This window comes from Kitasatospora sp. NPDC058162, from assembly GCF_042884005.1.
Taxonomy (GTDB): Bacteria; Actinomycetota; Actinomycetes; order Streptomycetales; family Streptomycetaceae; genus Kitasatospora.
The window spans coordinates 170570-189523 of sequence record NZ_JBHVUS010000002.1; the positions used below are offsets into that span (position 1 = coordinate 170570).

The window sequence follows — 18954 nt, forward strand, 5'->3', positions numbered from 1 at the left end:
GCCGGACCCGTCCCCGGGGTGCGCCCTGCGCTCACCCCTCCGACTCCGCCGGACCGGTCGCGCCGTGGACACCGGCCCGCAGCAGCTGGTGGCCGAGGTCGACCAGGGCCCGGCCGACCGCGAACTCGTCGCCGACCGCCGGGGCCGGGGTGTCGCGCGGGTTGCGGCGGGCCAGGGTGTCGCTGTGCAGGACGGTGCCGTCGGCGTCCAGCACGGCGTGCACCCGGGTGGTGTCCCGGTGCTCGACCACGTGCAGGCTGAGCTGCCAGTCCTTGGTCCGGGCGGCTGCCGGGGCCCCCTCGTCGGCCGCGACCGCCGCGACCGCCGTGACGGCCGACGGCCGCCGCGGTGTGGAGGCCGTACCGTCCGGCCGGACGATCACCACCGGGCAGACCCCGTGCACCGCGCAGCGGGTGGACACCGAGCCGAGCAGCGTCCGGGCGAAGGTGCCCCGGCCGCTGCTGCCGAGCACCAGCAGGTCCGCGTCCTCGGCCGCGTCCAGCAGCACCTCGGCGGCGTGCCCGAGCACCAGGCTCTCCCGGACCTCCACCGGGCGCTGCGCCCCGACCACCTCGTTGACCTCGGCGGTCAGCGTGCGGTGGGCGGCCTGCTCGAAGCCCTCGTCCACCATCGGCGCGAACCACCCGTACAGCGAGGGGTACTCCCAGGCCGCCACCGCGTGCACGACGGCCCCGGTGAGGACCGCCTGGCCGACCGCCCAGCGCAACGCCGCCTTCGACGGCTCCGAACCGTCGATCCCGACCACGATCCGGCACTCCCGGCCGGGGGCCGGCTGGTTGCTGGCCATCACGAACCTCCTCCGGCGGCCGGGCGCGGCCGGGCGGTCCCGCCGGCGGCCTCCTCCTCCACGCTGCGCGCCGCCGGGCGGGGGCGCCAGGGACGCGGTGGCCCGGTGGGGCGGGGGATCGGGACGGACGGGCCGGGTCGGTGGCGGGGCCCGGTAGGCGTGGGGCCCGGTTGGTGCGGGGCTGGGTCGGTGCGGGGCGGGGCGCAGATGCCCGGTGCGACCGGTGGTGTCCTTTTGTGTCCGGAATGTTGTGGGGACGGGCTTAAGCGGTGCCGATTCGGTGGCGTAGGCTGACCGCCTTGCATCGACCTCCGGGGGGAACCACTCATGCGCCGTGCCGCGGCTGCCGTCGCCGTGTTCGTCGGGCTGACCGCCGTCGCCGCCTGCGGGCCGGACGACCCGGCGCTCCACTCGGCGGCGACCGCCCCGTCCGCGGCCGCACCCCCGGCGGGAACCGCCCCCGCGACCACCGGCACGGCCCCCGCCGCCGCCCCCACCAAGGGCGGCGCGCCCCGCCCCGACGGCACCATCACCGTCGCCTTCGCCGGGGACGTCCACTTCGAGGGCCGCACCCAGTCCCGGCTATCAGTCCAGCCGCCCGAGCAGGCCCTCGGCCCGATCTCCCGCACCCTCGCCGACGCCGACCTCTCCGTGCTCAACCTGGAGACCGCGATCACCGGCCGCGGCGCGCCCGAGCCGAAGACGTACACCTTCCGCACCGCGCCCAAGGCGCTGTCCGTCCTCAAGGACTCCGGCGTCGACGTCGTCTCGATGGCCAACAACCACGCCGTCGACTTCGGCGCCGACGGCCTCGCCGACACCCTGGCCGCCAAGGACTCCTCGCCCATCCCGGTGCTCGGCGTCGGACACAACGCCAAGGAGGCGTACGCCCCGTACCTGACCACCGTGCGCGGGGTGAAGGTCGCGGTGGTCGCCGCCAGCCAGGTCGAGGACATCACCAACCAGAAGTGGCGGGCCGGCGCCAACAAGCCCGGCATCGCCTCGGCCCTGGACGTCCCCGCCCTGGTCTCGGCGGTGCAGGCGGCCAAGCAGCAGGCCCCGGTCGTCCTCGTCTACCTGCACTGGGGCGAGGAGGGCAAGGCCTGCCCGACCGGCGCCCAGACCGCCGTCGCCAAGAAGCTCGCCGCCGTCGGCGCCTCCGCGGTGGTCGGCACCCACGCCCACACCATGGTCGGCTCGGGCATGCTCGGCAACACCTACATCGGGTACGGCTTCGGCAACTTCCTCTGGTACGGCACCTCCAACTACGCCTTCTCCAACGAGACCGGCGTCACCACCCTCACCCTCGCCGCCGACGGCAAGGTCACCGGCGAGGCCTTCGCCCCGGCCACCATCGACGACAAGGGCATCCCCCAGCCGGTCACCGGCGCCGCCGCCGAGGCCGCCCTCAAGCGCCGCGACGGCCTGCGCGGCTGCGCCGGCCTCACCCCGCCCCCGGCCGCGCACTGAGGCCGCCCCGTACCATCAACCGGTGGACGGACACGAGGAACTGACCACCCGTCGGCTGTCGCTGCGGCGCCCGACCGAGGACGACATCGACGCCGTCCTCGCCATCCACCGCGACCCGGCCGCCTGCCACCACAACCCCTCCGACGCACTCACCACCCACGCCGAAGCGTCGGAGCGCTACGTCCGCTGGGACGCCCTCTGGCAGGACCGGGGCTTCGGCTACTGGACGGTCCGCCCGCATGACGCCGCAGTGGTGCTGGGCTTCTGCGGCGTCAAACCGATGGACCTCGCCGGCCGGCCCGTCCTCAACCTCTTCTACCGCTTCGCCCCCGCCGCCTGGGGCCGCGGCTACGCCACCGAGGCCGTCGGCGCCGTCGTGGAGTGGTCCGCCGCCCACGTCCTCGACCTCCCCCTGATCGCCCGCATCCGCCCCGACAACCTCCCCTCCCAACGCGTCGCCCTCCGCGCCGGCCTGCACCGCGCCGAGCACCTGGACGGGCCGGGGTACGACGGCTTCGACTGGATCTACACCGCCGGGCCGCGGAGCTGACGCACCCGCCGAGCCGGTTCCGGGTCCGGCTCGGCGAGAAGAACCTGAGGCCGTCTGACCCTTTCTCGGGGCGGGCGGCCTCTTCGCGTGCCCGGGTGGATTGACGGGGGGCCAGGTAGCGAAAGGTCCGTCGGAAGGACTGTCGGAAGGAGTCTCGAAGGGCCTGTCGAACGGACTCTCGGCGTAGGCGAACAATTGTGTTAGGTTAGGCTTGCCTAACAATGCTGTCGGAGGGGATGTCCTGTGGAGCGGTCCGAATTCGACGGTGTCGTCGCGATGGTCACCGGGGCCGGGCAGGGCATCGGCGCGGCCGTGGTCCGGGCGCTGGTCGCCGAGGGGGCCGTCGTCGCGGCGGTGGACCGGAACGCCGGTCCGCTTGCCGGGCTCGCGGCGGAGTCCGGCGGGGTGCACCCGTATGTGATGGATGTCGCTGATGGCCAAGCGGTTGATGACGGAGTTGAGTTGATTGAGCGTCAACTCGGGCCGGTCGGGGTGCTGGTGAACGTCGCCGGTGTCCTACGGGCCGGGCCGATCGTCGAACTCGCCGACGCCGACTGGGCGGAGACCTTCGCTGTCAATACCACCGGGGTGTTCCACACCAGCCGGGCGGTCGGCCGCCGGATGGCCGAGCGGGGAAAGGGTGCCATCGTCACCGTGGGCTCCAATGCCGCCGGGGTGCCGCGGGCCGGGATGGCCGCCTATGCGGCGTCCAAGGCGGCGGCCACCATGTTCACCCGCTGCCTCGGATTGGAGCTCGCCCGCTCCGGGGTGCGCTGCAACGTGGTCTCGCCCGGTTCGACCGACACGCAGATGCAGCGCGGGCTGTGGGGCGATGACGCCGAGGCGGCCGAACGGCGCGTGATAGACGGTGACTTGGCGGCCTGGCGGGTCGGCATTCCGCTCGGCCGGATCGCCGAGCCCGCCGACATCGCGGAGGCGGTGCTCTTCCTGGCCTCCGACCGGGCCCGGCACATCACCATGCACGACCTGTACGTCGACGGCGGCGCGACCCTGCGCGCCTGAGACGCCCCCGGCCGTCCGCTGTGCGGCATCCCCGTTGTGCGGCGTCCCCGCCGAACGGAGCCGCCGCAGGCCGGTGGACCGCAGGCCGCTGGACCGCAAGACCGGCAGACCGTAGACCTGTCCCAGACTGGAGAGAACACCGTGACCACGGTGCACCACGCCCCGCCGACCCCCACCGACGGCGGCCCCGACCGGACCGCCATCGGCGCGGCCAGCGGCCTGCTCGGCCAGTACCGGGCCGCCGACGGCGAGGCGTTCCTCGCCTCGCCGACCCGCACCCTGCTCGCCGCCGGCGTGCACGCCCGGGTGCCGCAGGACGCGCGTCCGCTGCCCCTGCGGGTCGCCGAGACGCTGGCCCAGGCCCGCGGCGCCGGGGTCGAACGGCCCCTGGTGGTCGGGGCGGTGGCCTTCGACCACGAGGGCCGGGTCGAGCTCGCCGTCCCCGCCCGGGTCCGGTCCGCCGGGGCGCTGCGCGACGACCCGCTGATCGCGCTGCCCGCGCCGCCGGTCGCGGAGGCCGACTGGCGGATCCGTCCGGTCCCGGCGCCGGAGGCGTACGGTGCGGGCGTCGCGGCGGCCGTCGAGCGGCTGCGCGGCGGGGAGTTGAGCAAGGTGGTGCTGGCCCGCACGCTGGAACTGAGCAGCGACCGGCCGCTCGACCTGCCGGCCGTGCTGCAGCGCCTGGCCCGGCGCGACCCCGGCGGCTACACCTTCGCGGTACCCGCCGGCGGCGGCCGCACCCTGATCGGCGCCAGCCCCGAACTCCTGCTCTCCCGGCGGGGAACGGCCGTGCTGGCCAACCCGCTGGCCGGCTCGGTGCCGCGCAGCGAGGACCTGGGCGAGGACGTCCGGCGTGCCGCCGCGCTGCTGGAGTCGCCCAAGGACCTGCACGAGCACGCCGTGGTGGTGGACGCCATCCGCGCGGCGCTGGCGCCGTACTGCCGCAGTCTCGACGTGCCGCAGCGGCCCACCCTGGTGCGGACGGCCGCGATGTGGCACCTGGCCACCACGATCAGCGGCGAGCTGGCCGATCCGGCCGTCTCCGCCCTGGAGTTGGCCTGCGCGCTGCACCCGACCCCGGCGGTCTGCGGCACGCCGACGGACGTCGCCCGCCGGGTGATCGGCGAGGTCGAGCCATTCGACCGGGGCTTCTACACCGGCATGGTCGGCTGGGGCGACGAGACCGGCGACGGTGAGTGGGTGGTGACCATCCGCTGCGCTGAGGCGGAGGGGCGGACGCTGCGGGTGTACGCGGGCGCCGGGGTGGTCGAGCAGTCCCGGCCGGAGGCCGAACTCGCCGAGACCAGCGCCAAGTTCCGTACCTTCCTGGACGCGGCGGGGGTGGCGCTGTGACCCCCCTGGACGACGTGCTGGGCGGATTCACCCCGTACCCGGACGAGTTCGCCGAGCGCTACCGGGCCGCCGGCCACTGGCGCGGCGAGACCTTCGGGCGGATGCTGCGCGAGCGCGCCGCCGCTCACGGCGAGCGGATCGCCGTCGTCGACCCGGGCGGCCACTCGGTGGCGGCGGGGGAACGGCGCTGGACGTACGCCGAACTCGACCGCCGGGCCGACCGGATGGCCGCCGGGCTGCTCGCCCGCGGGGTCCGGGCCGGGGACCGGGTGGTGGTCCAACTGCCCAACGCCGCAGAGTTCTTCGAGGTGGTCTTCGCGCTGTTCCGGATCGGCGCCCTGCCGGTCTTCGCGCTGCCCGCGCACCGGTACGCGGAGATCTCGCACTTCTGCTCGTTCACCGGCGCGGTGGCGTACGTCGTCCCGGGCGTCGAGGGCGGCTTCGACCACCGTGAACTCGCCGACCGGGTACGGGCGGAGAACCCGGCGCTGCGGCTGGTCCTGGTGGCGGGCGAGGACCCGGGCGGGCACGTCCGGCTGGCGGACGTGCCCTGCGACGGGCCCGGCCCCGCCCGCGAACCCGAGCCCGGGGACGTCGCCTTCCTGCAGCTCTCGGGCGGCAGCACGGGCGTGCCGAAGCTGATCCCGCGCACCCACGACGACTACATCTACTCGCTGCGCGGCTCGGTCGAACTGTGCGCGCTGGACGCGCGCAGCGTCTACCTGTGCGTGCTGCCCGCGGCCCACAACTTCCCGCTCAGCTCGCCCGGTTCGCTCGGCACGCTGTACGCGGGCGGCCGGGTGGTGCTCTGCCCCCGGCCGAACCCGGAGACGGCGTTCCCGCTGATGGGGCGCGAAGGCGTGACCGTCACCGGCCTCGTCCCGCCGCTCGCGCTGCTCTGGCTGGACGCCGCCGAGCGCGGCGCCCGCGGGTACGAGAGCCTGGAGGTGCTGCTGGTCGGCGGCGCCAAGTTCAGTACGGAGGCGGCCCGGCGGGTGCGCCCGGTGCTGGGCTGCACGCTGCAGCAGGTGTTCGGGATGGCCGAGGGCCTGGTCAACTACACCCGGCTGGACGACCCGGAGGAGCTGATCACCACCACCCAGGGCCGTCCGATCTCCCCCGACGACGAGGTCCGGGTGGTCGACGACCAGGGCCGCGACCTGCCCGACGGCACCACCGGGCACCTGCTCACCCGCGGCCCGTACACCATCCGCGGCTACTGGAACGCCCCCGGGCACAACGCCGACTCCTTCACCCCGGACGGCTTCTACCGCACCGGCGACCTGGTCCGCCGGCTGCCCAGCGGCCACCTGGTGGTCGAGGGCCGGGCCAAGGACCAGATCAACCGGGGCGGGGAGAAGGTCGCCGCCGAGGAGATCGAGAACCACCTGCTCGCCCACCCGGCCGTGCATGACGCGGCGGTGGTGTCGATGCCCGACCCGTACCTGGGCGAGCGCACCTGCGCGTACGTCGTGCTCCGCGCCGAGAGCCGTGAACAGCCGCCGAAGGGCGTCGAGTTGAAGCGCTTCGTGCGCCGGCGCGGACTGGCCGACTACAAGGTCCCGGACCGGGTGGAGTTCGTCGACGCCTTCCCCGCCACCGGGATCGGCAAGGTCAGCAAGAAGGACCTGCGGGCCGCCATCGTGGCCTCCCTCACTGCTTCGTGACCCCCCGTTCCCCCCCATCACCCCCGTGAATCCGAGGAGTTCGACCATCGTGGGCCTGCCCCGCATTCCCTCCTATCCGCTGCCCGCCGCCGGGGAGCTGCCCGCCAACCGGGTCTCCTGGACGGTGGACCCGGCCCGTGCCGTGCTGCTGGTGCACGACCTGCAGAACCACTTCCTGGACGCGTTCCCGGCCGACGCCGCCCCGGTGCCCGAACTCCTCGACAAGGTCGCCGCGTTGACGGCTGCGGCCCGCGCGAGCGGGGTGCCGGTCGTCTACTCGGCGCAGCGCGGCGGGCAGAGCGCGGCCGAACGCGGACTGCAGCAGGACTTCTGGGGTCCGGGCATCCCGGACGACCCGCGCGCCACGGCGATCGCCGCGGCCGTCGCGCCGGCGCCCGGCGACACCGTGCTCACCAAGTGGAAGTACAGCGCCTTCGTGCGCACCGAGTTGGAGCGGCTGCTGCGCGAGCAGGGCCGCGACCAGCTGGTGATCACCGGGGTGTACGCCCACATCGGTGTGCAGGCCACCGCCTGCGACGCCTGGATGCGGGACGTCCAGGCCTTCGTGGTGGCCGACGCGGTCGCCGACTTCGGGCCGGACGAGCACCGCGCGGCATTGGAGTGGATCGCCGGGCGGTGCGGGGTGGTCGCCACGGCGGACGCCGTACTCGGTTCGCTGGACGGTTCGTTGGACGGGGCGCTGGAAGGGACGGACGGGAAGTGACGGGCATGGACCACACAGGCTTCACCGTGGAGCGGATCCGGGCCGAGGTCGCCGACCTGCTCGGCGAGGACCCGGCGGACATCCCGCTGGACGAGAACCTGGCCGACTGGGGCCTCGACTCGATCCGGCTGATGACGCTCGCCGAACGCTGGCGGGCCGAGGGCGCCGAGGTGGCGTTCGTACGGCTGGCGGAGCGGCCGTCCGTCGAGGCCTGGGCCGAACTGCTGGGCGTGGTGGCCTGATGGAGGCGGTCGTACGGGAGGCGGGCACGGGCAGAGCCGGTGCAGGCGGCGTGACCGCTGTGGCGGCGGGACCGTCGGGGGTGCTGGCGGCGGAGGGGCTGGTCCTGCCGGAGCCGGTGCGCGCCGGCCCGGCGGTCGAGCACCCGGCCACCACCGTGGTCGGCCCGGTCGAGGCCCAGGCGGCCCGGACCCCGGAGGCCCCGGCGCTGGTGCTCGCGGACGGCGGGGTGGTGACGTACCGGGAGCTGAACGCCTCGGCCAACCGGCTGGCGCGGGCCCTGGCCCGGCGCGGCGCCCGGCCGGGCACGGTGGTCGGGCTGGCGCCGGCCCGGCGTCCGGAGGAGCTGCTGACGGCGCTGCTCGCGGTGGCCAAGTCCGGTGCGGCGTACCTGCCGTTGGACCCGGCGGACCCGCCCGGGCGGCGGGACTGGCTGCTCGCCGAGAACGAGCTGGTCTGCGTGCTGGGGGAGGGGGTGCCGGGAGCGCTGGCCGGGCTCGACACCACGGGCGAGCTGGACACCGACCCGCCGCGGGCCCTCACCCCGCAGCACCTGCTCAGCGTCGGCTACGGCCCGGGCGGGCGCCCGGCCGCGGTCCGGCTGACCCACGGCGAGGCGGACCGGCGGGTGCGCGAGCTGCAGGCCGCCCACCCGCTCGGGCCGGGGGACCGGGTGTTGCAGCTACGGCTGCCGCACTGGAGCTTCCTCTGGCCGCTGCGGACGGGCGCGGCCGTGGTGCTGACGGGGGAGTGAGTGCGCGGCGCGGGGCGCGGGGGTGGCGGGGCGCGGGGCGGCGGCGGGCTGCGAACAGCTGACGGCTGACAGATGACAGATGACAGCGAACAATTTTCAGCGAACAGATAATGAAAGTTGAAATCTGTTCGCTGAAAGTTGTCATCTGTTACCCGTCAGCCGTCAGCTGCCGGCTGTCACCCGCCCGCGAGGTCCACCGCCGTCCACGCCATCGCCACCGCGCCGTCCAGCAGCGCCCGTTCGGCCTCCGCCCCGACCGCGGCCTCCGCGAACGCGGCCTCGTGCGGCGCGCAGGCGCCTCCGGTGATGTCCAGCACCGGATGGATGGAGGGCACCACGTGCGAGACGTTGCCCATGTCCGTACAGGCGAACGGTCCGCGCTCCACCGGCTCGGGCCGCCCCAGCGCCGCCGCGTTGGCCCGCCAGTGCGCGAGCAGCGCCGGGTCGGAGTGCATGTCCAGGTAGTCCGGCTCGGGCCGGCTCAGTTCCACCTCGCAGCCGGTGGCCAGCGCCCCGGCCCGGAAGCAATCCTCGACCCGGGCCCGCAACTGGGCGAGGTCCTCGGCCGCCGAGGCCCGGATCTCGTACTCGGCGCTCGCGCTGTCGGGGATCAGGTTCGGGGCCGTCCCGGCCGCGGTGGTGATGCCGTGCACCCGCCACTGGGGCGGCAGTTGCTGCCGCAGCAGCCCGAGCGCGACCTGGGCGACGGTGAGGGCGTCGGCGGCGTTGCGGCCCTCGTGCGGGTTGAGACTGGGGTGGGCGGCGCGTCCGGTGTAGCGGACGGAGAGGGTGCCGAGCGCGAAGGAACGGAAGTCGGCGACCTCGACCGGGCAGGGGTGGACCATCATCGCCGCGTCCACCCCCTCGAAGGCCCCGGCCTCCAGCAATAGGGCCTTGCCCGCCCCGCGTTCCTCGGCCGGAGCGCCGATCACCCGTACGGTGAGCCCGAGTTCGTCCGCGTACGGGGCGAGTCCGAGTGCCGCGCCGATGCCCGCGGCGGCGATCAGGTTGTGCCCGCAGGCGTGCCCGAGGCCGGGAAGGGCGTCGTACTCGCAGACCAGCGCGACGGTGACCGGCCCGCTGCCGAGGCTCGCGGTGAACGCGGTGGCCAGGCCGTGGGCGGGTGCGGTGACCGAGTAGCCGTGGGAGCGCAGCAGTTGGGCGCACCAGGCGGCGGCCCGGTGCTCCTCGAAGGCGGTCTCGGGGTGGGCGTGGATGCGGTGGCTGAGCGCCAGCAGGTCCGGCCCGTGGGCGTGGATGCGCGCGCGGACGGCCTGTTTGGCCGCGTTCGGGGCCTTGAGTGACTGGGTCGCGGTTTGGGGCTGGGGCACGGGGGCGTCTCCGGGGTGTCAGGGGTCCGGCAGCACCGGGCTGTTGACCAGTTCGTATGAAGTTAGATTAGGCTAACCTAAGTAATGCGTTCCGGATCCCCGAGGAGCTCTCCGCACCATGCCCGCCGTCGAAACGCAGCCCGTCGAAACGCAGCCCACCGGGGCCCGGCCCGCCGACGTCCCGCTGCTCGCCGCCCAGGCCGCCGTCTGGTACGCCCAGTCGCTCGACCCCGCCAGCCCGGTCTACAACACGGGCGACGCCGTCGAGATCACCGGAGCGCTCGACGAGGAAGCCTTCGAAGCGGCCCTGCGGCAGACGGTGGACGAGGCCGAGGCCCTCGGCGCGGTCGTCGTCACCGGCCCGGACGGCACCCCGTGCCAGCGCCTGAACCCCGGTCACCGCTGGCCGCTGCACCGCCTCGACCTGCGCGCCGCCGACGACCCGGCCGCCGAGGCCGAGGCCTGGATGCGCGCCGACCTCGCCCGCCCGGCCGACCTCGCCACCGGCCCGCTGTTCACCCAGGCCCTCATCCGGCTCGCCGACGACCACCGGATCTGGTACCGCCGGATCCACCATCTCGCCGTCGACGCCTACGCGTTGACCCTCATCGGCGACCGCGTCGCCGCCCACTACGCCGCCCGCACCAGCGGCGCCGAACCGGGCCCCAGCCCCTTCGCGAGCCTCGCCGAGGCCGCCGCCGAGGAGGCCGCCTACCGGGCGGGCGAGGAGTACCGGGCCGACCGCGCCCACTGGTCCGCCCAGCTCGCCGGCGCCGAAGCCCCGGCCGCCCTGCCCGGCATCCCGCCGGCCACGCTGCCGGGCACCCCCGCCGAGGCCCCCGGGCCCGCCGCCGCCCCGCTGCGCCTGACCGCCACCCTCCCCGCCGGCACCCGCGAGCGCCTGGAACGCGCCGCCACCGCCGCCCGCGCCACCTGGGCCGAACTCCTCCTCGCCGCCACCGCCGGCTACCTGCACCGCCTGACCGGCGCCGAGGACGTCCTGCTCGGCCTCCCGCTCGCCAACCGCCGCGGCCCGGCCGCCCTGCGCACCCCCGTCGCCGCCGCCAACGTCCTCCCGCTGCGCCTCGCCGTCCGCCCCGCCGACACCGCCGAGGACCTGCTGCGCCAGGTGGTCCGCGCCGTGCGCGCCGCCCGCCGCCACCAGCGCTACCCCCTGGAGGATCTGCGCCGCGACCTCGGCGGCACCGACGGGCGCCGCGCCCTGTTCGGCCCGATGGTCAACATCAAGGCCTTCGAGGGCGACCTCGACCTGGCCGGCCTGCCCGGCGTGGTCCGCAATCTCGCCGCCGGGCCCGTCGACGACCTCGCCGTGAACGTCTCGCCCGGCCCCGACGGCGCCCTGCGCCTGGCCCTCGACGCCGACCCGGCCCGCCACGGCGCCGCCTCACTGGCCGCCCACCGCGACGGCCTGCTGCGCTACCTCGACGCCCTCGCCGAGCTGCTGCTCACCGACCCGAAGACACCGATCGCCCGGATCGACCTGCTGGACGCCGACGCCCTGCGCCGCGCCACCGAAGGCCGTACCGAACCCCCGGTCGAGCGGACCGTGCCCGAGCTGTTCTCCGCCCAGGCCGCCCGCACCCCGGACGCCGTCGCCGTCCACTGTGGCGAAACCGCCCTCACCTTCGGCGAGTTGGAGCGCCGGTCCGACCGCCTCGCGCACCGGCTGAGCGCCCTCGGCGTCCGGTCCGGCGCGCCGGTCGCCCTCGCCCTGCCGCGCAGCGCGGACACCCTGGTCGCGATGCTCGCCGTGCTCAAGGCCGGTGGCGCCTGCGTCGGCCTCGACCTGGCCCACTCCCGGCAGCGGCTCGCCGCGGTGCTCGCCGACGCCCGTCCGGTCTGCGCGGTCGGTACCCCCGAGGCGCTCGCCGACCTCGGCCTGCCGCCCGGCCTGCCCACCGTCCGGCCGCAGGGCGGCGAGGACTCGCCGGATGCCTCCGAGGGATCCGAGGTCCCCGAGGCTCCCCTGGCGGCCCCGCAACTCCAGGACGCCGCCTACGTGTTGCACACCTCCGGCTCCACCGGCCGCCCCAAGGGCGTGGTCGTCACCCACGCCTCGCTCGCCAACCTGCACGCCGGCCACGGCGAGGACCACATCGCCCCCGCCGTCCGCCGCGCCGGCCGCGAGCGCCTGCGGATCGCCCACAGCGCCTCCTTCGCCTTCGACGCCTCCTGGGACCCGGTGCTGTGGATGGTCCACGGCCACGAACTCCACCTGCTGGACGACGCCACCTACCGCGACCCGGCCGCCCTCGCCGCCCACCTCCACCGCGAGCGCATCGACTACCTCGACCTCACCCCCTCCTACCTCGAAGTCCTCCTCGGTGAAGGCGTGTTGGACGAGGGGCGGCACCGCCCGTCGGTGCTCGCGGTCGGCGGCGAGGCCACCCCGCCCGCGCTCTGGCAGCGCCTGGCCGCCGTCCCCGGGCTGCACCCGATCGACCTCTACGGCCCCACCGAGACCACCGTCGACGCCTACGCCTGGACCCCGGGCCCGGACGGCGCCCCGACCGGCCAGGTGGTGCGCGGCTCCCGCGCCTACGTCCTGGACGGCTCGCTGCGGCCTGTGCCCGACGGCGTGACCGGCGAACTGTACGTGGCCGGCGCCTGCCTGGCCCGCGGCTACCTCGGCCGCCCCGACCTCACCGCCGAACGCTTCCTCGCCGACCCCTACGGCCCGCCCGGCAGCCGGATGTACCGCACCGGCGACCTCGCCCGCCGCCGCCCCGAAGGCACCCTGGAGTTCCTCGGCCGGGCCGACGACCAGGTGAAGATCCGCGGCTTCCGGATCGAACCCGGCGAGATCGCCGCCGTCCTGGCCCAACTTCCGGGCGTCGCCCAGGCCGTGGTGATCGCCCGCCCCGGGCCGCAGGGCAAGCGACTGCTCGGCTACGTCGTCCCGGCCGCCGGCGAACTCACCGCCGCCGCTGACCACCCCGCCGCTGACCACCCCGCCACCGACCTGCCCGCCGGTGCGCTCCCCGCCACCGGCGCCGCGCCCGACCCCGAGGCCCTGCGCGCCGCGCTCGCCGCCCGGCTGCCCGCCCACATGGTCCCGGCGGCCGTCCTGGTGCTGGACGAACTGCCGCGCACCGCCCACGACAAGCTCGACCACCGCGCCCTCCCGGAGCCCGCCGCCACCGCCCCCGGCGCGGCCGCCGCCACCCCGCAGGAGGAACTGGTCTGCGCACTGTTCGCCGACGTCCTCGGCCTGCCCGAGGCGCCCGGGCGGGAGGACTCCTTCTTCGACCTCGGCGGCCACTCCCTGCTCGCCGGCCGCCTGGCCGCCCGGCTGCGCGAGACCTTCGCCGCACCGGTCGCCTTCGCCGACGTGTTCCGCCACCCGACCCCGGCCGCCCTCGCCGCCCTGCTCCAGGACGAACCGCAGGTCGAGCGCCCCGAAACCCGGCCCGAGGCCCGGCCCGAGCCCCGTCCGGCTCTGCTGCCCGTGCCCCGCACCGATCGGATGCCGCTCTCGCCCGCCCAGCGCGGCCTCTGGTTCCTGCACCGACTCGAAGGCCCCAGCCCCACCTACAACATCCCGCTCGCCCTCACCCTCACCGGCCCGCTCGACCGCGCCGCGCTCACCCTCGCCCTCGGCGACCTCACCGCCCGCCACGAAGTCCTGCGCACCGTCTACGGCGAGGAGCCGGACGGCACGCCGTACCAGCGGATCACATCCCCCGTGCCGGTCGAACTCCACGACGGCACAGGGGAGATGACCGAGGCCGTCCGGTACGCCTTCGACCTCGCCGCCGAACCGCCGCTGCGCGCCACGCTGTTCGGCCACGGCCCCGAGCTCGGCCCCGAACGACACACCCTGCTCCTGCTGCTCCACCACATCGCGGGCGACGGCGCCTCCACCACCCCGTTGCTGCGCGACCTCGCCGCCGCCTACACCGCCCGGCAGGCCGGTCACGCGCCCGAGCTCAAGCCACTGGCCGTCCAGTTCGCCGACCACGCGGCCTGGCAGCGGCACCTGCTCGGCACCGCCGACGCGCCCACCCCGCTCGCCGTACGGCAGAGCGCACACTGGCGCACCGCGCTCGCCGGACTGCCCGACCAGCTGGACCTGCCCACCGACCGCCCCCGCCCCGCCGTGGCCGGGCACGACGGCGCCACCGTCCCCTTCACCCTCGGCGCCGAGGCGCACACCGCCCTCGCCGCGCTCGCCCGCTCCACCGGCAGCACGGTGTTCATGGCCGTCCAGGCCGGCCTCGCCGCCCTGCTCACCCGGCACGGCTGCGGCACCGACATCCCCGTCGGCACCCCGCTCGCCGGGCGCGAGGACGAGCAGACCGCCGCCCTGGTGGGCTACTTCGTCAACTCCGTGGTGCTGCGCACCGACACGTCCGGCGACCCGTCCTTCCGGGAGCTGCTCCAGCGCGTGCGCGGCACCGTACTGGCCGCGCACGAGCACGCCGACCTGCCCTTCGACCGCCTGGTCGAGGAGCTCAACCCGGCCCGCTCGCTCGCCCGCCACCCGCTGTTCCAGGTGATGCTCGCCTGGCAGAGCCGCGCCGACGAACCCGTCGCGCTCGGCGGCGGCCTGACCGCGGAGATCGCCGCGATCCCCAGCGGCACGGCCAAGTTCGACCTCACCCTCAACGCGGGGGAGCGGCCCGACGGCGGCATCGGCGGCTTCCTGGAGTACCGCACCGACCTCTTCGACCCCGCCACGGCGACCGCCCTCGCCGACCGCCTCACCCGTCTGCTCACCGCCGCCGCCACCGACCCGGACACCCCGATCGGCCGACTGCCGCTGATCAGCGCGGCGGAGCGCCGGCGCGCCCTGGTCGGGTGGAACGGCACTTCCGAGCCCGCCACCCCTCAGTCCACTGCCGACCCGGCCGCCACGCTGCCCGAGCTCTTCGAGGCCGCGGCCGCCGCCAACCCGGAGGCCGTAGCGGTCAGTTGCGGCGAGGACCGACTCGACTACACCCGACTCGCCGCCCGCGCCGACCGCCTGGCCCGCCTGCTGGCCGCCCACGGCATCGGCCCCGGCACCATCGTCGCGCTGGCCCTGCCCCGCTCGGTCGACCTGGTCGTCGCCCTGCTCGCGGTGGCCAAGTCCGGCGCCGCCTACCTCCCGCTCGACCCCGACTACCCGGCCGACCGCCTCGCCTACATGCTGGCCGACGCCGCCCCCGCCGCCCTGCTCACCGATCGCGCCACCGCCCCCCGGCTGCCCGGGCACTCCGTACCCCGACTCCTCGTCGACGGGCCGGAGTCGGCGAAGTACCCGGCCACGCCGCTCGGCCAGCACGAACGCACCCGCCCGCTGCGCGCCGAGGACACCGCGTACGTCATCTACACCTCCGGCTCCACCGGCCGGCCCAAGGGCGTGCCCGTCACCCACCGCAACGTCGCCCGGCTGTTCAGCTCCACCGACCACTGGTTCGGCTTCGGCGCCCAGGACGTCTGGACCCTCTTCCACTCCTACGCCTTCGACTTCTCGGTCTGGGAGCTGTGGGGCGCCCTGCTGTACGGCGGCCGGCTGGTCGTCGTCCCGCACCTGGTCAGCCGCGACCCGGCCGCCTTCCTCGACCTGCTCGCCCGCGAGCGCGTCACCGTGCTCAACCAGACCCCGTCCGCCTTCTACCAGCTCAGCGCCGCCGACCGGGACCGGCCCGGCAGCGAACTCGCCCTGCGCTACGTGGTGTTCGGCGGCGAGGCGCTCGAACTCGGCCGCCTCGACGACTGGTACGCCCGCCACCCGCAGGACGCGCCCACCCTGGTCAACATGTACGGCATCACCGAGACCACCGTGCACGTCTCGTACATCGCCCTCGACCGGGCGAGCGCCGCCGCCACCAGCAGCAGCACCATCGGCGTCAACATCCCCGACCTGCGGGTCTACGTCCTCGACCAGCACCTCCAGCCCGTCCCGCCCGGCGTCACCGGCGAGATGTACGTCGCCGGGGCCGGCCTGGCCCGCGGCTACCTCGGCCGCCCCGACCTCACCGCCACCCGCTTCGTCGCCGACCCGTACGCCGGGCTGTTCGGCGAGCAGGGCGCCCGGATGTACCGCTCCGGCGACCTCGCCCGGCGCCGCGCGGACGGCGTGCTGGAGTACTTCGGCCGCGCCGACCAGCAGGTCAAGCTGCGCGGCTTCCGGATCGAACTCGGCGAGATCGAAGCCGTGTTGGCCGCCCACCCGGGTGTCGCCGACGCCGCCGTGGTGGTCCGCGAGGACACCCCCGGCGACCGGCGCCTGGTCGGCTACGCGGTCGCCGCCGGCAGCGCGCCCGGCATCGCGTCCGACGCCTCGCCCGAGGCCCTGCGCGCGCACGCAGCCGCCGAACTGCCCGTCCACATGGTGCCCTCCGCCGTGGTCCTGCTCGACCGGCTGCCGCTGACCGCCAACGGCAAGCTCGACCGCCGCGCCCTCCCCGCCCCCGAGGCCCCCGCCGCCGGAGCCGGCCGCCCGCCGCGCAGCCCGCGCGAGCAGCAGCTCTGCCAACTCTTCGCCGAGGTCCTGGGATTGGAGACGGTCGGAGTCGAGGACGACTTCTTCGCGCTCGGCGGCCACTCCCTGCTGGTGGTCCGGCTGGCCGGCCGGATCCGCGAGGTGCTCGGCCTGGAGGTCGGCATCGGCACGCTGTTCCAAGCCCCCAGCGTGGCCGCGCTCGAGGCCGCGCTGTCCGACGGTGCCCCGGGCGTCGACGCCCTGGACGTCCTGCTCCCGCTGCGGCCCACCGCCCCCGGCCGTCGCGCCCCGCTGTTCGCCATCCACCCGGCCGGCGGCCTCAGTTGGTGCTACACCGGCCTGATCCGCCACCTCCCGACCGACGTTCCCCTCTACGGCCTCCAGGCCCAGGGCGTCGGCGCCGCCACCGTCGGCGAGCCCCTGCCCGCCACGATGGAGGAGCTGGCCGCGCACTACGCCGACCGGCTGCGCGAGGTCCAGCCCGAAGGCCCGTACCGGCTGCTCGGCTGGTCCACCGGCGGGATCATCGCCCACGCCGTGGCCGTCCGGCTCCAGGAGCTGGGCCAACGGGTCGAGTTGCTCGCCATCCTGGACGCCTACCCGGCCGAGGGCTTCCGCGACCTGCCCGTCCCCGACCAGGCCGAAGCCCTGGAGGCGCTGCTGACCATGGGCGGCTTCGGGCCCGACGACCTCGCCGGGCAGCCGCTCGAACTCGACGCCGTCATCGACCTGTTGGGGCGCGAGGGCAGCCCGCTGGCCGGGCTGGACCGGGCCACCGTGACGGCGCTCAACGAGATCTACCTCAACACCAACCACCTGGTGCGCGGCTACGACCACCGTCCCTTCCACGGCGACGTGCGGTTCTTCCGGGCCACCGTCGACACCATCGACGAGACCCTGGTGCCCGAACTCTGGGCCCCCTACGTGACCGGCCGGATCGACAACACCGACGTCGCCTGCTCGCACAAGGACATGACCCTGCCCGCCCCGATCGCCCACATCGCGGGCGTGATCGCCGACTGCCTGCACCCGAGCGACCACCTGCACCCGAGCGACCACCTGCGCCCGAGCGACCACCTTCACCCGACCTACCGCCCGCACCCCACCGACGCTGGAGAAGACCACCGATGAGTGACGCCCCCGCCAACCCCTTCGACGCCGACGGCGAGTTCCTGGCCCTCGTCAACGGCCAGGGCCAGCACTCCCTGTGGCCCGCCTTCGCCGCCGTCCCGGCCGGCTGGACCGTCGCCCACGGCCCCTGCACCCGCCCCGACGCCCTGGCCTGGATCACCGCACACTGGACCGACCTTTGACATCCTCCCCGCCCTGACGGACGGGGATTCCTCCCGCGTCTGCGGCACGGACATCCGTGCGCGGCAGATCGCCGAGGTGGGTTCCCCGTTCGACGGGCCGTGCCTGGCGTGGGATCGCCACGCCGGGACTTGCCGGCCCTCCAGGGGCGTTTAGCCTGTCCGCCTGCCCGGCGGCCAGGATGTTGCGAGCAGCATTGAGGTCACGATCATGCAGTACGCCGCACACGCCGCAGGTCCACTCCCTCACCCGCAGGGGTTTGGGGCCGTCGCGGTGTCGGCAGCCCGAGCAGAGCTGGGAGGACGGGAACGCCCGGTGCACGATGCCGATGGTGCGTCCGTACCGGGCTGCCTTCTCTTCGAGGAGTCGCCGAAAGGTGGACCATCCGGCGTCGTGGACGGATGTGGCGAGTCGGCCTCGAGCGAGGCCGCGCACGTTCAGGTCTTCCAGGTACACCGCTTGGGTTTCGCGGATGATCCTGGTGGTCTGTTTGTGCAGCCAGTCCATACGGGTGTCGGCCACCTTGGCGTGCGCCCTGGCGACCTTGATGCGGGCCTTCTCCCGGTTCTTCGATCCCTTGGCCTTGCGGGACAGTTCCCGCTGTGCGGCCTTGAGTCGCTTCTCGGCCTTGCGGAGGAAGCGGGGGTTGTCGATCACGTTGCCGTCGGAGAGGACGGCGTAGGTGGTCAGCCCGAGGTCGATGCCGATCTCGGCACCAACCTCGGGCAGGGGGCACGGTTCGACGTCCACGACGAAACTCGCGTGGTATCGCCCGGCCGCATCCAGCACGATCGTCACGGACGACGGGTCAGCGGGCAGCGCCCGCGACCACTTCACCCGCACGTCGCCGATTTTCGCCAGGTTCAGCTTCCCGTTCCCTCGGATGCGGAACCCGTTGCGAGTGAAGCGCAGTGTCTGCCTGGCATCGCGCTTCGACTTGTACCGTGGCAGGCCGACCGGACGCCCTGCGCGTTTGCCGGACACCGAGTCGAAGAAGTTCCGGTACGCGGTGTCCAGATCCCGCAGGGACTGGATCAGCGGGTCCACGCCGACCGAGGCGAGCCACGCCCGCTCGGCGGTCTTCTTCGCCGCCGTGATGACCAGCTTCTGAAGGTCTGTGCTCCCGGGGTAGGGCCGCCCAGCCCTCCGGGCCTCCTTCCGCGCGGCGAGAGCGTCGTTGTACACCACCCGAGCACATCCGAAAGTTCTTGCCAGCAAAGCACGCTGACCCGTCGTCGGATAGACGCGATAGGAATACCGAAGGTGCACGAG

The 18954-nt window shown here is 74.8% G+C and carries 13 protein-coding genes and 1 pseudogene; 10 read left to right on the forward strand and 4 right to left on the reverse strand.

Translation table 11 applies throughout. The annotated features are described in order from the left end of the window. Positions 1-31 precede the first annotated feature (31 nt). Positions 32-385 (reverse strand): dsRBD fold-containing protein, encoded by a 354-nt coding sequence (locus tag ACFVXG_RS04310; RefSeq protein ID WP_387924859.1) that lies wholly within the window; start codon positions 383-385, stop codon positions 32-34. Continuing rightward, positions 371-808, reverse strand: a pseudogene (locus ACFVXG_RS04315) (universal stress protein); the annotation flags it as partial. The gene ACFVXG_RS04310 and the pseudogene ACFVXG_RS04315, both read right to left, overlap by 15 nt. 327 nt (positions 809-1135) lie before the next feature. Between ACFVXG_RS04315 and ACFVXG_RS04320 the strand changes: the two are divergent. From ACFVXG_RS04320 to ACFVXG_RS04355, 8 genes are all read left to right on the forward strand, one after another. After that, positions 1136-2278, forward strand: a complete 1143-nt coding sequence (locus ACFVXG_RS04320; protein ID WP_387924182.1) for a CapA family protein — start codon at positions 1136-1138, stop codon at positions 2276-2278. A gap of 22 nt (positions 2279-2300) precedes the next feature. After that, a complete protein-coding gene (locus ACFVXG_RS04325; RefSeq protein ID WP_387924183.1) occupies positions 2301-2828 on the forward strand; it encodes a GNAT family N-acetyltransferase in 528 nt (175 codons plus the stop codon). A 243-nt stretch (positions 2829-3071) separates the two neighbouring features. Beyond that, positions 3072-3851 (forward strand): 2,3-dihydro-2,3-dihydroxybenzoate dehydrogenase, encoded by a 780-nt coding sequence (locus ACFVXG_RS04330; RefSeq protein ID WP_387924185.1) that lies wholly within the window; start codon positions 3072-3074, stop codon positions 3849-3851. A 150-nt stretch (positions 3852-4001) separates the two neighbouring features. Next, positions 4002-5204, forward strand: a complete 1203-nt coding sequence (gene dhbC, locus ACFVXG_RS04335) for an isochorismate synthase DhbC (RefSeq protein ID WP_387924861.1) — start codon at positions 4002-4004, stop codon at positions 5202-5204. Next, positions 5201-6871 (forward strand): (2,3-dihydroxybenzoyl)adenylate synthase, encoded by a 1671-nt coding sequence (locus ACFVXG_RS04340; RefSeq protein ID WP_387924186.1) that lies wholly within the window; start codon positions 5201-5203, stop codon positions 6869-6871. Before dhbC ends, ACFVXG_RS04340 begins: the two co-directional genes overlap by 4 nt. A gap of 49 nt (positions 6872-6920) precedes the next feature. Then, a complete protein-coding gene (locus ACFVXG_RS04345; RefSeq protein ID WP_387924188.1) occupies positions 6921-7595 on the forward strand; it encodes an isochorismatase family protein in 675 nt (224 codons plus the stop codon). 5 nt (positions 7596-7600) lie between these two features. Then, positions 7601-7837 carry a phosphopantetheine-binding protein gene (locus ACFVXG_RS04350; protein WP_387924190.1) on the forward strand — a complete coding sequence of 79 codons (237 nt, stop codon included), beginning with the start codon at positions 7601-7603 and terminating at the stop codon, positions 7835-7837. A gap of 50 nt (positions 7838-7887) precedes the next feature. Continuing rightward, positions 7888-8589, forward strand: a complete 702-nt coding sequence (locus ACFVXG_RS04355) for an AMP-binding protein (protein WP_387924191.1) — start codon at positions 7888-7890, stop codon at positions 8587-8589. 176 nt (positions 8590-8765) lie between these two features. Here the strand turns inward: ACFVXG_RS04355 and ACFVXG_RS04360 are convergent, their stop codons facing one another. After that, a complete protein-coding gene (locus tag ACFVXG_RS04360) occupies positions 8766-9920 on the reverse strand; it encodes an amidohydrolase (protein ID WP_387924193.1) in 1155 nt (384 codons plus the stop codon). Between the two features lie 118 nt (positions 9921-10038). Between ACFVXG_RS04360 and ACFVXG_RS04365 the strand changes: the two genes are divergently transcribed. After that, on the forward strand, positions 10039-17502 hold the full coding sequence (locus ACFVXG_RS04365) for an amino acid adenylation domain-containing protein (protein ID WP_387924195.1): 7464 nt from the start codon (positions 10039-10041) through the stop codon (positions 17500-17502). Continuing rightward, on the forward strand, positions 17499-17684 hold the full coding sequence (locus tag ACFVXG_RS04370) for an MbtH family protein (protein ID WP_387924197.1): 186 nt from the start codon (positions 17499-17501) through the stop codon (positions 17682-17684). Before ACFVXG_RS04365 ends, ACFVXG_RS04370 begins: the two co-directional genes overlap by 4 nt. Here ACFVXG_RS04370 and ACFVXG_RS04375 read toward each other — a convergent pair. Next, positions 17659-18951: an RNA-guided endonuclease InsQ/TnpB family protein gene (locus tag ACFVXG_RS04375; RefSeq protein ID WP_387924199.1), complete on the reverse strand. Its 1293-nt coding sequence runs from the start codon at positions 18949-18951 to the stop codon at positions 17659-17661. The genes ACFVXG_RS04370 and ACFVXG_RS04375 overlap by 26 nt on opposite strands. Between the last annotated feature and the right edge of the window lie 3 nt (positions 18952-18954).